Genomic DNA, 14901 nt, shown 5'->3' with positions numbered 1-14901 from the left:
ACCTCCCCCTTCGCCTTGCCCCCGTAGGCTCGGGGCATGCCTGCGCTCGTCGCCCTCGTGGTCGTCACCGTCGTCCACCTGGTCGCGCAGGGTGTCGCGCCGGGAGGGGTGCTCGCCGACCTCACCCAGGTGCTGCTCATGCCCCTGCTCGCGTGGCTGCTGCTCACGACGGCCCGCCTGCCGCGCTCGCGGCTGGTGCGTCTGACGCTGCTCGCGCTGCTGCTGTCGTGGCTCGGCGACACCCTGCCGCGCTTCGTGGCCGAGGGCAGCGCCGCGGGCTTCGGGCTCATGCTCGGCTGCTTCCTGCTGGCCCAGATCGCCTACGCGGCGGCACTGGCCCCCTTCGTCGGGCGCAGCATCGTGCGCACCCGACCCGCGCTCGTCGTGCCCTATGTCCTCGCGCTCGTCGTCCTCGTCGCGGTGACGGCCGGTGGGGCCGGGGCCATGCTGCCCGCGGTCGTCGTCTACGGGCTGGCGATCGTCACGATGGCCGTGCTCGCCACCGGCCTCGACCGGGTCGCGACGGTCGGCGCGATCGTCTTCCTCGTCTCCGACGCGCTCATCGCGCTGCGTGCCTTCGCCGACGTCGAGCTGCCGCTGCACAGCGTGCTCGTCATGCTCACCTATGTCGTCGGGCAGGGCCTGCTCGTCGCCGCGATCGCCCATCGCGACCGGACGGCGCAGCCGAGCCCGGCATGACGCACGAGGGCTACCTGCCCGGCAGCAGCGGCTACCGCCGGATCGTCTGGTCGCTCTTCGCCGCCGGTCTGGCGACCTTCACCCTGCTGTACTCGACGCAGGCGCTGCTGCCCGACCTGCGGCGTGACTTCGGCGTCTCGACGGGGGCGTCGACCCTGAGCGTCTCCCTCGCGATGTTCGGCATCGGTGCGGGCCTGCTCGTCGCCGGGCCGCTCTCCGACGTCGTCGGCCGCACCCGCCTGATCCATCTCTCGCTCGGGGCCTCGGTCGTCATCGGCTTCGCCTCGGCGCTCGCGCCGACGTGGGAGGCGCTGCTCGCGCTGCGCTTCCTCGACGGCTTCGCGCTCGCCGGGCTGCCCGCGGTCGCGACGGCCTACCTGCGCGAGGAGCTGCACCCCTCGAGCCAGGGGCGGGCCGCGGGGCTCTACGTCGGGGGCACCGCCTTCGGCGGGATGTCGGGCCGGCTCGTCTCCGGTTTCGGCGCTGAGCTCGGCGGCGGGTGGCGCTGGGGCATCGCGGCGACCGTGCTCGTCGGGCTCGCCTGCGCGGTCCTCGTGCGGCTGGCACTGCCGGCCTCGCGGGGCTTCGAGCCGGCGCCGGGCAACCCGCGTGCGCTGGCGGCGATGACCCGACGGGCCCTGTCGGACCCGGCGCTGCTCGCCCTCTACGCCATCGGCGGCTGCTCGCTCGGGGCGATGGTCGCGCTCTTCAACACCATCGGCTTCCGGCTGGCGGATCCCCCCTTCGCGCTGGGGATCGGTGCGGCCAGCCTCGTCTTCCTCGTCTACCCGCTGGGGACGGTCAGCTCGACGTGGTTCGGCGACCTTGCCGACCGTCACGGCCGGCGCACGGTCATCCCGATCGGGGCGGCCGTCGCGATCGTCGGGGCGCTGCTCACGCTGCCCGACGTGCTGTCGCTCGTCGTCGCCGGGATGGGCCTGCTCGTCATCGGCTTCTTCGCCGTGCACGGGGTGGCGAGCGGCTGGGTGCCGCTGCGGGCCCACCTCGGCGGGACGAGCGCCGGCCAGGCGGCCTCGCTGTACCTCTTCACGTACTACCTCGGGTCCGCGGTCTTCGGCACCGCCTCCGGCGCCGCGTGGACCCGGGCCGGCTGGCCGGGCTCGGTGGCGCTGTCCGTGGTGCTCATGCTGCTCGTCGTGGTGCTGGCGGTGCTGCTGCGGCGCACGCCGTCGCTCGTGCCCGGGATGCCCTGACCGGGACCGGCAGGGTGGGGCGGTGCCAAGGGCGTAGTCCTCGCAAGGACCCCGCACTCTCGCGGCTACTCGTCGGCCGGGTCCTCGACCGGTGTGCTGACCATGAGGCAGGTCGCGACGCTCACCGCCGCGGCCACCGCGAGCATGACGAAGGCGGCTTGGACGCCCGAGGTGCGCTCGGCCGTGCTCGGGTCGGACCCGGCGACGAGGGACATGACGGCGATGCTCGTCGCGGTGCCGGCGGCGCCGAAGACCTGCTGCGAGGAGCCGAGCAGCGCCGACCCGTGGGCGTGCAGGGAGTGCGGGAGCGACCCCAGGCCCGCGGTGAAGAGCGGGGTGAAGAGCAGCGCGAGCGAGAGGCTGAGGAGCACGTGCAGCACGAGCACGGTCCACATGCCGACGTGCGGGAGCAGGAGGGCGAAGAGGCCGAGCGAGACGGTCATGCCGACCGCACCGGGGACGACGAGCGGTCGGGCGCCGATGCGGTCGTAGAGCCGGCCGATCGACGGGCCGAGCAGGCCCATGGCCAGGCCGCCGGGGATGAGCAGCAGCCCGGTCTCGAGGGTGCTCAGGCCCAGCCCGCGCTGCAGGTGGATCGGCAGCAGGATCACCGAGCTGATGAGCGCGGCGAAGCCGAGGCACATCGTGACGAAGGCGCCGGTGAAGCTGCGGTGCCGGAAGGCGCGCAGGTCCATGAGCGGGTCACCGGTGCGGGCGAGGGCCAGCTGCCGCCACACGAAGAGGGCGAGGGCGATCGCGGCCACGCCGGCCGCGAGGAGCGGGTCGACGACGGGCTCGGGGGCGGGACCCCTTTCGCCACCGTGGCCACCGCCGAGGCTCGAGAGCCCGTAGACGATGCCGCCGAAGCCGACGACCGCCAGGGCGACGCTCGGCAGGTCGAGGCGGCTGTGCTCGCGCTCGCCGGTGTCGGGGAGGAGGCGCAGGCCGAGGACGAGGGAGGCCGCGGCGATCGGCAGCACGGCGAGGAAGATCAGGCGCCACGTGCCGAGCTCGAGCAGGACCCCGGAGACGGCCGGGCCCATCGCGGGGGCGACGGCGATGACGAGCGAGACATTGCCCATGGTGCGGCCGCGGTCGGCGACGGGCACGAGGTCCATGAGGGTGGTCATGAGCAGCGGGATCATCACCGCGGTGCCGCCGGCCTGCACGACGCGGGCGGCGACGAGCACCTCGAAGGTCGGGGCGGCCGCGGCGATCGTCGTGCCGACCGTGAAGAGGCCCATCGCCAGGGCGAAGGTGCGCCGCGTGGCCAGGCGTCGCATGATCCAGCCGGTCATCGGGATGACGACGGCCATCGTCAGCATGAAGGCGGTCGTCAGCCACTGCGCGGAGGTCTCGACGACGCCGAAGTCGTCCATGAGCCGCGGGATGGCGTTGTTCATGATCGTCTCGTTGAGGATCACGACGAAGGTGGCCACCGTCAGCACGCGCAGGATGAGCGCGGTCTGGGCAGGGGTGGTCACGGGGTGCGGCGCCGCCGCGGTGATGGGCATGTCCTCCATGGTCCGCCGGCCCACCGACAGCGACCAAATGCTTGTGACCGGCGAAGGGGGGTGCCCCTGTCGGTCCGCAGGAGGAGACTGGGGGCATGTGCCGAAACATCCGACAGCTGCACAACTTCGAGCCCCCGGCCACGACCGACGAGGTGCGCGCCGCCGCCCTCCAGTACGTGCGCAAGGTGAGCGGTTCGACGAAGCCGAGCCAGGCCAACCAGGCCGCCTTCGACGAGGCCGTCGAGGAGATCGCGCAGGTGACCCAGCACCTGCTCGACCACCTCGTGACCAATGCGCCGCCGAAGGACCGCGAGGTCGAGGCCGCCAAGGCCAAGGAGCGGGCGCGGGCCCGCTACGAGCGCGCCGGCTGATCGCTCCCGTGACCCGTGTGACCGGGCGGGCCGTCCGTCGATACGGGGCTTGCCTGATCGCCCCCGATGTGTCGCGGAGCACGTCGTGGTCTGTGGATGGTGGACTGGCTGATCTTTTTGGGGTCCACACCTGTTCCTGGGGGTTTGCGCAGGTCAGAGGCGGTGTCGGTGCTGGTCGAGACCGGAGATCCACAGACTTGTCCACGGGCTGTGCACAGACCAGTGGCGCGTCGTCCACACCCGGTCCACACCTCTGTCCACAGGGCCGTTTGGCGTTGTCGGCACCGGGTGCGACAGTGCTCTGACGTCCCCTCGCGGGGGCGCGCGGACCCCCCCTTCGGCCGGGTCCGGTGCAGGAGACGGAGGGTAGCCCGGGTGACGACGTTCGAGCAGGACACGAGGTCATTCGGCGACTCCGACTCCTACTCGTCCGGGCCCCCCGCCGACCGGCTGCCCCCGCAGGACCTGGGCGCCGAGCAGTCGGTCCTCGGCGGCATGCTGCTGTCGAAGGATGCGATCGCCGACGTCGGTGAGGCGGTGCGCGGGCACGACTTCTACAAGCCGGCCCACGAGCTGATCTTCGACGCGGTCATCGACCTCTACAGCCGCGGCGAGCCGGCCGACGCGATCACCGTCGCCGACGAGCTGAGCAAGCGCGGCGACCTGCAGCGTGCCGGCGGCCAGGCCTATCTGCACGACCTCATCCAGTCGGTGCCGACCGCGGCCAATGCCGGCTACTACGCGCAGATCGTCGCCGAACGGGCGGTGCTGCGTCGCCTCGTCGAGGCCGGGACCAAGATCGTCCAGATGGGCTACGCCCAAGGCGGCGGCGACGTCGAGGAGATCGTCAACGCCGCGCAGGCCGAGGTCTACACCGTCGCCGAGAAGCGTGGCGGCGAGGACTACGCCCCCCTGTGGGACACGCTCAACGAGACGATGACCGAGATCGAGGTCGCCGCCGGCCGCACCGACGAGATGACCGGTGTGCCGACGGGCTTCACCGACCTCGACGAGCTGACGCACGGCCTGCACCCGGGGCAGATGATCGTCGTCGCGGCGAGACCGGCAATCGGCAAATCTACGCTGGGTGTGGACATCGCCCGCGCGGCGGCGATCCACCACCAGATGGCGACCGCGATCTTCTCCCTCGAGATGAGCCGCAGCGAGATCACCATGCGTGTCCTTGCGGCGGAGGCGAGCATCCAGCTGCAGCACCTGCGCCGCGGCAAGATGAGCGACCCGGACTGGCGCAAGCTCTCCCGGGTGGTGGGCCGGATCAGTGACAGTCCGCTCTACATCGACGACTCGCCCAACCTCGCGCTCATGGAGATCCGCGCCAAGGCGCGGCGCCTGAAGCAGCAGCACAACCTCAAGCTCATCGTCATCGACTACCTGCAGCTGATGACCTCGGGCAAGAAGGTCGAGTCCCGCCAGCAGGAGGTCTCCGAGTTCTCCCGTGCGCTCAAGCTCCTGGCGAAGGAGCTGCAGGTCCCGGTCATCGCGATCTCGCAGCTGAACCGTGGTCCAGAGCAGCGCACCGACAAGCGCCCGGCGATGAGCGACCTGAGAGAGAGTGGCTCGATCGAGCAGGATGCTGACCTCGTGATCCTGCTCCACCGCGACCGCGACCCCGGGTCCGAGCGCGAAGGGGAGGCCGACGTGATCGTCGCTAAGCACCGAAACGGCCCGACCGCCGACATCGTCCTCGGCTTCCAGGGGCACTACGCCCGCTTCTCGAACCTCGCGAAGGACTCGGGCGGGTTCTAATTGTAGAGAGGGGGCCTAGTTTGTACAAACGGCTCTGTACATTGTTTACGGACAATTGCGGCGTGTCGTTAGGAGTTTCGCCTACGGCGTGGTAATGGAGCGCCAGCGTTCGGTAGTGTCGCTGTGCAGACAAAGTTCGAGGGCGTCCCGTTGGCCCGGGACGCCCTCGTGAACAACTACCTGATCCCTTGGCTGGGTGGCAGGAGGAGTCGTTGTGTCCACTGTAGATGTTGCGGTGCCGGAAACTCAATCTTCGGACCCGGAGTGGTCCTTCGCTGTGGAAGGACAGGTCGTCTCTGGCTGGGACTGGGGTGCTGGACCTCCAGATGTGCGGCAGCTGGGGTCGGTCCGCAAGGTTCGCTCCTCGACGTACTCGCGGAATGTTCCGGTGCATGCCTTCTCGATGACAATCGGGGACGATCTGACACTGGAGTCGGGCCTGGAGCATCAGTTGATGATGATGCTCGACCGCGACCTGGACGTCTCGTGGCTGGTGGCCCAACCGTTCCTCCTTCGGTGGTCACCGAAGAAGTCGCACTATCCCGACCTGCTCAGCGTGCGCGTCGACGGGTCGGTGACGGTGTGGGATGCGCGCCCGGCCGAGTTACAGGACATCGACTTCAACTGGAAGGTCGAGAAGACTGCTGAGGCGTGCACCACCCGCGGGTGGAGGCACCGGGTCTTTCCCGGACTCTCTGGCGCGGAGGAGGTCAACCTGCGGTGGCTGTCGATGGCCCGCAGACAGCAGCCGTGGATGCCAGCCGCGACGGCACGCCTACGCGAAATCACCCACGGCGCCGGCGTGACCTTCGGGGACATCGCCGCAGCCGATGAGGGCGGCTATCTGTTGTCGACACTGTGGCACCTGGCTTGGCGGGGCGACGTCGAGTTGGACCTTGCCGACCGGTGGAGCGAAGACACTCCCGTGGTCTGGGCGGGACGGTCGTGAGCGTGCGAGTCGCGCTGCACGACGGCGCGACCATCCAAGGTGAAGATGGCCGCCCGCTGCTGGTGGTGGGTGTCCGCCCGCTGAGCGTGCGCGTCGAGACCATCCACGGCGAAGTTCTCGACATTCGGTTCGAGGACCTCGAGGTGGCCGTGGGGATGCTTGATGGCCGCGTTGACGCCGTGGCGGGGCCCTTCCGGCACAAGTTCGAGAGCGTCCGCGAGGCCGCGCGCCAGTTGGCGCTCGACCGCGAGGAGATCGTCCTGACCGTCGAGACGGGCTTCGCGCGGGGACATCGTGCCTTGGCGCGCGAGGGTGAGCCATTCTGGCCGTTCGATCCGGCAGACGGAATCTCGCTGGCTCGCAAGCTCTCGGCAATGGTCGAGCAGCTGGCAGCTGAGGACGATCAGGATCGTCAGGCTCGTCGTGACCGTGAGGCAGGCCGCTCGACGCGGCCAGGTCGGATCGGGTCCCCGACGGCCAACGCCATCCGGAACTGGCACCGGGACTACTTCGGGGAACCGGGGGGACTGTTCGAGCTGGTCGATGGCCGCAGCCGGAAGGGCCGGTCGCAGTTCGACTCGTTGGACGAGGAGATCAAGGACGTGTGCAAGGGGGTCGTGGGCCGGTTCGACGGGACGGAGTCCGCAAAGCGGCAGAAGGACATCTACCGCCAGGTCCTGTCCAAGCTCAGTGCGGACGGCTTCGTGATGGAGGAGCTGCCTCGGGACACGCTGCGCAGGTACATCGCGCACGTGGTCAAGCCGTTGGGACGCACGACGCGGGCGCACAAGACGAACAAGCTGCGGACCACTGCCTCGTATTCGTCCTTCGCGACGGTCGGTGTGGGGCAGGTGGTGGCGATCGATGTCACCCGCGCGGACAACTTCTGCTTCGACCCGTTCACCGGGTCCGCGGTCAGCGTGGAGGTGATGACGGCGATCGACCTGGCCAGCCGGGTGATCGTGGGGACGAGGGTCTTCCCCCGCAGCCCGACCGGGTTCGAGGCCGGCCTGCTGCTGGTCGACATCCTGCGGCCCTACAGCCTGGCGGTGGATCCGGCCCGGGTGGATGACTGGCGGTGGGCCGGGGTCCCGGAGCACATCGGGTTGTTCCCGCATGCACTGGCCGAAGCCGAACGCATCGATGGGCTCGCGGGCCGGCCGTTGGTCGGTGAGCACGGCATCCCCGGTGTACTGCCGGATGCGATCCGAGCGGATCGGGGCAGCATTTTCACCGGGACCCATTTTCGGGCGTTGTGTCGCCAGTTCGGGATCAACTTGCTGCTCTCCCGTGGTGCGCACCCGACCGACAACGCGGTCATGGAGCGCTTCTGGGAGACCCTGCAGGCCTGTTTCCAGGCAGCGCCTGGGTACAAGGGGCACAACGTATCCGAGCGGGGCTCGAAGGTCGGGCGTATCACCTTGGACAAGGCCGGTCAGCCGGTCTTCCACGGCGGTGCCCCGGCGCTGACGCCGCGGGAACTGGAGCGGCACATCCGGGAGTGGATCGCCACGACGTATCACCGCAGCCCGCACTCCAGCCTGGTGCTGGCCGACAAGAGCATCACCGCCGAGGATGCCCGGATGCGGCTGACCCCACTGGACGTCTACGACAGCCTGATGGCCGCCCAGGGGCGCATCCACGTGCTCCAGCGTGCGGACCTGATCTACGACGCGATGCCCATCCGGTGGGGCCAGATCGGCGCCAACGGCGTCGAGTTCGACGACTTGTACTACGACTGCCGAGAGCTGGATGAGTTCCGCAACGTGCGGGACTGGACCTTCCGCTCACCTGACCAGACGGGTCACACCGGTGATCAGCGTGCCCGGGCCGGAGCGAAGGCGGCGCCGTTCTACTACGACCCTCGGGATGTCTCGGCGTACTGGCTGCGTCACCCCGACACCGACCGGATCATCCGGGTGCCGTGGCGCCGGGAGCACGAGTTGCGGGCACCGATGACCGGGGTGACGTTGCGGCATGCGAAAGGCCTGATGAAGAAGCGCGGCGCCTACCGGGACCTCTCCCGCGACAGCATCGAGGAAGAGGTCCTGACCACCCTGAACACGGCTGACGGGTACGACCGGTTGCGGGGGGACCCGGACCTGGCGGACTGGCACGGCAACATGCTCACCGCCGCCGCCATGCGCTCGGGCCAGTCCAAGCACGACCACGGCGAGGCCGCCTCCGCCGCCGGCGGCCGCACCCCATCGACCGGCGGGGCGCCGCGCCCGCGGTCGCGCCCCGCACCGCCGGCGAAGACGACCAGGGCGCCCTGGGAGACCGACGCCGCCGACTGGTCGAACTTGGAGGAGCAGGAATGAAGGCCGACCTGCTTCACTCCCTGGCCTTCACTCCGCCGATGGGGCCACCGCCGATGATCACCACCCGCGAGGCCCACGGCATGTCCGGCCAGCAGCGACGCGCCCGCGCGAGCGAGGTGCGCCGCTTCCTGGCGGGCCGCTACTTCGACTCCGACCGCGACCGCGGCATCCGGCAGCGCCTGACTGCCCTGATCGAGGGCAACGCGCAGTCGCTGACCGGGACCAAGGACGTGGCGATCGTGACCGGCGACAACGTTCTGGGCAAGTCCACGATGCTCTACCAAGTCGCCTTCGAGGCGCACCGACGCCTGGTCGCCCCGCACACCGACCCGGATGTCCGTCCCGCGACCACCGCCCGCACCATCACCGGACGCAGGGTCGAGAACCTCGAGGTCGACCATGTGCCCGTCCTCTTCCTGTCCCTGGCGGCCGGCACGACGGTGGCGAAGTTCAACGCGCAGATCGTCCAGGCCTTGGGCTACCCGCCCGGTGTCGAGAAACGCGTGCGCTACCTCGACCTCCTCGAACGACACGGTGTCCGCCTGCTGATCGTGGACGACCTGCACCTGCTGAAAACCTCACTGAAACTGGGCCGCGAGGCGCTGGACCACCTCAAGGCCGTGGTCACCGCTGTCGGCGAGCTCGGGGCTACTGTCATCCTCGCGGGCGCGAATCTGCACACACATCCGGTCATGGACGACCCGCAGGTGACCGGGCGGGCCTACGAGATCCCCGTCGCGCCCTATTCGGGCACCACGAAGGCCGACAGGCTGGCCTTCCAACAGTTCCTGCGTGAGTGTGCGAAGCACGCCCAGCCCTACCTTCCGGCCGGTCGGCCCGACCACATCTGGAAGGAACTGCCACACATCTGGCTCGAACGCAGCGCCGGCTACCACCGCGACCTGCTCCAGCTGCTGCGCGACGCCACGACCGCCGCCATCGCGGACGGAACCTGGGCCATCACCGAGAAGCACCTCGTCGGCGTCACGCTGGCCGCGCGAGCCGAACGACGAAACGCGGACGCTCACGCCACGCGGCGGCGAGCGACCGCCCCGGTCGGTGACCCTTCCGCTACCGCTGCCCCAAGGTCAGGAGCTTCGGCATGATCGAGCCAGCGCCGCCACCGCTGCCCGCTCGTCCAGACCTGCGACCCGGCGAGGACATCGCGGCCCTTCTGGCACGCACCGCCAGCGCGAACCACACCACCGTCCGCGAGTTGACCGGCCTGCAGGTCCACTCGCGGGTCTGGGAAGAGCCCCCGGATGACCTGCTGCACCGCGTCGCGGCACTCACCTCGACCGCCGTGGACGAGCTGAGGCCAGCGACCCTGCGTGGCGCCTACCCGGGGATGGCGCCGGAGCGAGCCCGCACCGGCCGACGGTATGCCGGTCAACCCGCCACTTGCCCCCAGTGCCAGATCGCGACCGTCGCCGCGCGGCTGAACATTGTCGTGCTGTGCCCCAACTGCGGCTGTTTCCTGCACGACGCCTACTTCCCGCACCCCAGCCACCCGGGACCCGACATCGAGGCGGTCCACCGAGAGATGCTCGCCACCCTCTGCTCAGCCGGTGAGTCCCAGCGTGCTCGAGACCGGCTGACGCGACTCGAATCTCTGATGGCCGGACTCGAGCACGCATTGTGGACCAACTGGCCCCCACTCCTACCCGGAGAGTCCACTCTCTGGCGTGAAGCCGTGGTGGATTTCCTGCGCTGGGGGCTGCAACCGGGCCGGGTCGTTGCCAGGCCGCCGTACATCAGCGCGACGACCCTGGCGCTGACCTGGGCCGCTTCCGCCACACAGGCCGCGGCCCGTGACCTCGCCGACCAGATCGCCATCATGGGCGACCCGTGGTTGCCCGCCGGGGACCTGGTGCCGCGATGGCCCGACGCTCACACGGGGTGCGAGGCCGTGCTCTCCCTGATCCTGGACCACGGCATCCACGTCGGGCACATCCCTACGACCATGCGCCGCAACCACGACCCCCTCGTGCTGCCCGAAGCGGCCCGCACCATCCGCACCGCAGAGGCAGTCGCCCTGACCACACTCGTCGCCCAGGCCCGGAACAGTGACCTCTCGATCCGCGACATCCACACGTTGCACGCAGCCACGATCAACCCTCAGGTGGCCCGGCTCGCCGAGCACATCACCGAAGACGTGGACACCTACCGCCGCTTGGCGGCCCACCTGGCCTTCCTCCTCGAAGAAGGGCTGCCGCCGCTGGCGCAGCGTCGCGAGGCGCTGCGCAACGTCAAGATGATTCCCCACGGCGTCATCGAGAAACTGCCGGCCGCTGCGGCACACACGCCCGATGCCGGGAGGCTGGCAGCGGCTTGGGTGTGGCTGGATGCCACCCTCGGGCGTCCGGCTGGTGGACCACACGCCCAGATGGCCCCTCGGCTGCTGTTGGCCTTCGACCACGACATGAACCCCGAAGGCCGACTGCTCCTGCGCGACTGGTGGCAGCACCACCTGCAGCTCAGCGCCACGGTCGCCGTCGACGCCCTCCCGAGACTAGGCCATGCTCACGGTGAGCGTCGTGTCTCCTGACCCCAGCCGCAACCTGCCGGCCCGCCCGACCCTGCACGCCGGCCAAGCCCTGGACTGCTACCTCGAGCACGCCGCCGACGCCAACCACATACCGCCGGCCACGGTCATGCGCGCCATCACCGACGCGTGCGACACCACCCGCTACGTGCTGCTGCGCCCCACCCCCCGCACCCTCGAGGTCCTCTCGGGCCTGACCGGCCAGTCGACCGCGGCGCTGACCGCGGCGACGCTCGCCGCCGTCGACGGGACGCTGCTGGACCTGTCCGGTCTCGACCCGCACCACCAGCCCAGCTACCGCGCCGTCGCCGCCCGAGGCTGGGCACCCGGCCAAGGCACCCAGATCTGTCCCCGCTGCCTCGCCGAGACCGGCACCTGGGACATCTCCTGGCGAATCCCCACCACCACCGTCTGCCTCCGCCACCGCTCCTACCTGCTCTCGACGTGCCCGGGCTGCCAGCGACCCTTCCGCGCCACCAGATCCACGCTCCTGCGCCCGATCGGCGCTAAGACCCGCTGTGGCAATGCCCTGGGCCGACGCGGCCACTACTGCCCAACCGACCTCAGCACGCTCCCGATGGAGCCGGCGGACCCCGGCTGCGTCGACCGGCAAGCACGTACCCAGGCCCAGTCGCTGGTGGCGCGACCACCCCAGGTCTTCGGTGAAGGCACCACGGCCCACCGGTTCATGGCGGACGTCCATGGCCTGACCGCCCTGCTGCTGCACATCGCCACCGCCACCACCCGCCCCGGCCTGCTGCCCGAATGGGCGGGACAGGTCCACGCCGAGACCCATACACAGCAGCGGGCACCCCGATGGGGCCTGAAACTACCCGCGGACATCTCCACCCGATCCCGGGCGCTGACCACCACTGCGGACATCCTCACCAGTAGCGGCCTCGAGGAGGCCATCACGCGCTTCGCGCCGTGGGTGGAGGCGATCCCGCGCACCCCGGACGGTTTGCTGGGCTGGATCGGCGACCACACCCGGCACACCAGCTCCACGACCCGCCTGGTCATGGCCACACATGCGCCACGCCGGCGCCTCTCTCACCTCCTCGACGCGACGCCGCCGCTAACGGTCTCCACCGAGCAGATCCCCCAAGTCCTGCCTGTGGAGCTCTACGAGGAGCACCTCGGCATTCTGTTCACCTCCCGACCCGAAACCATCCAGCTGTTCGCTTCCCTGGCCATGGCCCTCACCCACCCCGGCATCACCACCTGGGCCGAGGCCGCACAAGCCCTCGGACTGCCTCCAGATCTCGGACCGCGGTGCGCCGCAGCCGCCGCGGCCAGCCAGACCGCTTCACCCGCGGCTGTCCTCACCGCCATCGCCGCCGCCGCCATAGATCTCGACGGCCGCGACTATCGGGCCCTCGAGGCCAAGGTCCGCGCCCTCACCGAGAGCAGCTCGTGGTTCACCACCTGGGCCCGCAACCACCGCCCGGGTACACGAGCGGCCAGCCAGACCCTCGTCATCCAGTGTCTCTGGACCCACGTCGCCCACGCTCACCCCGCGACCGCGCCGGACGCATCGCCGGCCCGCGCACGGCGATTCGCCGCAACACTCGACTCCGACCAACAGAGCAGTTTGCACCAAGTGGTCCATCACCTCACCAGCGTGACCCACTGGGGTTCACCGCAGGCGAACCACACCACGGGACCAACACGGGCGCCGACGACCTCGATCGCCCACAGCGAAAGGAAGGCTCAACGTCATGCGTCTGACCAAGGTCGAACTCAACGGCTACAAGAGGATGCTTGCCACTAGCTGCAACCTTGATGCCGACGTCATCGCGCTTGTCGGGCCGAATGAGGCAGGCAAGACCACGGTCTTGGAAGCTCTGGAATGGCTCAGCTCAGGCGAGCGACTGGACCAGCGGAAGGTGAACCGGACCGTCGGTCCTGGACTATCCGGCCCGGTTGTGACGGCTGTCTTCGCCCTCGAAACCGCTGACCGGGACCTCCTGACCGACGTGGAGACCGACGACCACCCCACTTCAGTCCTCTACTCGCGCTACCAAGACGGCCACGACGAGGTGCACTTCGCGCCGTCTCTGACTCGTCGATCTCACTTGGCAGTCTCCATTTTCCAGATGCTCAGCGAGCCTTCGATCGCCGAACGAATAGAGGCACACACAGCCTCCCAGGCCCTACCCCGCGTCATAGACCTCGCCCAGTCAGGCCGGGAATGGGAAGACGGCGACCAAAGGCTTGTCGATACCCTCGTCAACTGGTTGGAGTTGCCGATCACTGGAGGCGCTGACGACGAGGGAAACTCCAGTGCGAGCGGCGCCGAGCCGACCGAGCTGCCACCTCCAGAGTCGGACCTTGAGGCGGCTGAGCTGCTGAAGGACTGGCAGCAGCAGATGAGTAAGCCCCATCCCGAGGCCAAGGCCGGCGACGTCATCCGCGATCACCTGCCCGCGTTTCTGATGTTCTCAGAAGCCGACCGCGAACTTGGCTTCGAACACGATCTCAGGCCACGCACGGTCACCCAAGGTGGTCAGAGTCGGCGCGTTCCGAGCGAGAGCGTGGAGCAGCCGGACGGAGGGCTGGCCAACCTGCTCACGCTCGCCGGAACCAGCATCCGAACCATCTATGAGCTGGTACAGCAAGGGGTACCCGAGCGCACCTCAGCCCTGGTGCGGAAGGTCAACAAGCGACTGAACGAAACCCTCTCCCCGTACTGGCGTCAGCGAGACCTGCGAGTGAGGTTGGATGTGAGCGACACGACCCTTCGCGTGTTCATCGACGACGGAGAGGACGTCGCCCGGTTCACAGATCGCAGCGACGGGCTGCGCACCTTCGTCGCCCTGATTGCCTTCCTGGCACAGCACGCCAGTGACCCTCCGCCAGTCCTGCTCATCGATGAGGCAGACACCCACCTTCACTACAACGCCCAGGCCGACCTAATCAACTTTCTCCAGGAGTTGCCCTCACGGACCATCTACACGACCCACTCACCCGGATGCCTCCCGCTCGACCTGGGCACGGGAATTCGTGTGGTTCGCCCTCACCCCGAGAAGGCGATCAGCGAGCTCAGCAACACCTTCTGGGAGGAGGAGGCGCCAGGATTCTCATCGCTCCTGTTCGCCATGGGTGCAGGAGCCGCGGCGTTCTCCGCCGTGAGGGCCGCAGTCTTCACGGAGGGGCCATCCGACATGATTCTCCTTCCCCGCCTGATCCGAGAAGCCACCGGGGAGCGAGTCCTCGGCTACCAGATCGTCCCGGGACTCGCCAACATTCATCCCCGCCAACTCGGTGACGCCGAGTACGCCGCAATCCGAGTCGCCTACCTTCTCGACGGAGACGGCGGCGGCGACCAACACGCCGAGAACCTCAAGAAGGCCATGATCCCACCGGAGAGGATCCTGCGGCTGCCTGACGGTGTTGCTCTGGAAGATCTAGTCGAGCCGGACGCTTACCTGGAGGCCCTGAACGGTGTCCTGAGTGACTCCGGCCGACCGGAGAAGTGAACCGCCCCGGCGTGTCCGGAGGCTCCGTTCCTTGGGAAGGAT

11 protein-coding genes are annotated in these 14901 nt (G+C 69.3%); 10 read left to right on the top strand and 1 reads right to left on the bottom strand.

The window, feature by feature from the left end:
* Window positions 1-36 precede the first annotated feature (36 nt).
* Both ACQBJO_RS16860 and ACQBJO_RS16855 read left to right on the top strand, forming a co-directional pair.
* Entirely contained in the window at window positions 37-699 is a 663-nt protein-coding gene (locus ACQBJO_RS16860) for a lysoplasmalogenase family protein (protein WP_421007644.1), read from the top strand.
* Entirely contained in the window at window positions 696-1913 is a 1218-nt protein-coding gene (locus tag ACQBJO_RS16855) for an MFS transporter (protein ID WP_421007643.1), read from the top strand. The genes ACQBJO_RS16860 and ACQBJO_RS16855 overlap by 4 nt, the downstream gene beginning before the upstream one ends.
* Before the next feature lie 65 nt (window positions 1914-1978).
* Here the strand turns inward: ACQBJO_RS16855 and ACQBJO_RS16850 are convergent, their stop codons facing one another.
* The gene (locus ACQBJO_RS16850; RefSeq protein WP_421007642.1) at window positions 1979-3427 is read right to left on the bottom strand and encodes a DHA2 family efflux MFS transporter permease subunit; all 1449 of its coding nucleotides are present in this window, start codon (window positions 3425-3427) and stop codon (window positions 1979-1981) included.
* 95 nt (window positions 3428-3522) lie between these two features.
* On the opposite strand from ACQBJO_RS16850, the gene ACQBJO_RS16845 reads away from it, so the two are divergent.
* The 8 genes from ACQBJO_RS16845 to ACQBJO_RS16810 all read left to right on the top strand — a co-directional run bounded on the left by ACQBJO_RS16845 (window position 3523) and on the right by ACQBJO_RS16810 (window position 14859).
* The gene (locus tag ACQBJO_RS16845; RefSeq protein ID WP_072625968.1) at window positions 3523-3798 is read left to right on the top strand and encodes a DUF2277 domain-containing protein; all 276 of its coding nucleotides are present in this window, start codon (window positions 3523-3525) and stop codon (window positions 3796-3798) included.
* A gap of 375 nt (window positions 3799-4173) precedes the next feature.
* Window positions 4174-5565 carry a replicative DNA helicase gene (gene dnaB / locus ACQBJO_RS16840; RefSeq protein WP_421007641.1) on the top strand — a complete coding sequence of 464 codons (1392 nt, stop codon included), beginning with the start codon at window positions 4174-4176 and terminating at the stop codon, window positions 5563-5565.
* A 388-nt stretch (window positions 5566-5953) separates the two neighbouring features.
* Window positions 5954-6514, top strand: a complete 561-nt coding sequence (locus ACQBJO_RS16835) for a hypothetical protein (RefSeq protein ID WP_430407131.1) — start codon at window positions 5954-5956, stop codon at window positions 6512-6514.
* Between the two features lie 2 nt (window positions 6515-6516).
* Window positions 6517-8835, top strand: a complete 2319-nt coding sequence (locus ACQBJO_RS16830) for a hypothetical protein (protein ID WP_421007640.1) — start codon at window positions 6517-6519, stop codon at window positions 8833-8835.
* Window positions 8832-9941 carry a TniB family NTP-binding protein gene (locus ACQBJO_RS16825; RefSeq protein ID WP_192911153.1) on the top strand — a complete coding sequence of 370 codons (1110 nt, stop codon included), beginning with the start codon at window positions 8832-8834 and terminating at the stop codon, window positions 9939-9941. The genes ACQBJO_RS16830 and ACQBJO_RS16825 overlap by 4 nt, the downstream gene beginning before the upstream one ends.
* Complete coding sequence (locus ACQBJO_RS16820; RefSeq protein ID WP_421007639.1) at window positions 9938-11383, top strand: hypothetical protein; 1446 nt, start codon at window positions 9938-9940, stop codon at window positions 11381-11383. Before ACQBJO_RS16825 ends, ACQBJO_RS16820 begins: the two co-directional genes overlap by 4 nt.
* On the top strand, window positions 11373-13151 hold the full coding sequence (locus ACQBJO_RS16815) for a TniQ family protein (protein WP_430407130.1): 1779 nt from the start codon (window positions 11373-11375) through the stop codon (window positions 13149-13151). The genes ACQBJO_RS16820 and ACQBJO_RS16815 overlap by 11 nt, the downstream gene beginning before the upstream one ends.
* A complete protein-coding gene (locus ACQBJO_RS16810; protein ID WP_421007637.1) occupies window positions 13099-14859 on the top strand; it encodes an AAA family ATPase in 1761 nt (586 codons plus the stop codon). The genes ACQBJO_RS16815 and ACQBJO_RS16810 overlap by 53 nt, the downstream gene beginning before the upstream one ends.
* Window positions 14860-14901: the final 42 nt, after the last annotated feature.

Source organism: Janibacter zhangyanbonis (assembly GCF_050507325.1).
Classification (GTDB): Bacteria; Actinomycetota; Actinomycetes; order Actinomycetales; family Dermatophilaceae; genus Janibacter.
This window is presented reverse-complemented; position numbering and strand designations above follow the sequence as displayed.

Bases quoted from the DNA above. Each gene is read 5' to 3' on its own strand.
- ACQBJO_RS16860 (WP_421007644.1), top strand. From the start codon at position 37: ATGCCTGCGCTCGTCGCCCTCGTGGTCGTCACCGTCGTCCACCTGGTC.
- ACQBJO_RS16855 (WP_421007643.1), top strand. From the start codon at position 696: ATGACGCACGAGGGCTACCTGCCCGGCAGCAGCGGCTACCGCCGGATC.
- ACQBJO_RS16850 (WP_421007642.1), bottom strand. From the start codon at position 3,427: ATGCCCATCACCGCGGCGGCGCCGCACCCCGTGACCACCCCTGCCCAG.
- ACQBJO_RS16845 (WP_072625968.1), top strand. From the start codon at position 3,523: ATGTGCCGAAACATCCGACAGCTGCACAACTTCGAGCCCCCGGCCACG.
- ACQBJO_RS16825 (WP_192911153.1), top strand. From the start codon at position 8,832: ATGAAGGCCGACCTGCTTCACTCCCTGGCCTTCACTCCGCCGATGGGG.
- ACQBJO_RS16820 (WP_421007639.1), top strand. From the start codon at position 9,938: ATGATCGAGCCAGCGCCGCCACCGCTGCCCGCTCGTCCAGACCTGCGA.
- ACQBJO_RS16810 (WP_421007637.1), top strand. From the start codon at position 13,099: ATGCGTCTGACCAAGGTCGAACTCAACGGCTACAAGAGGATGCTTGCC.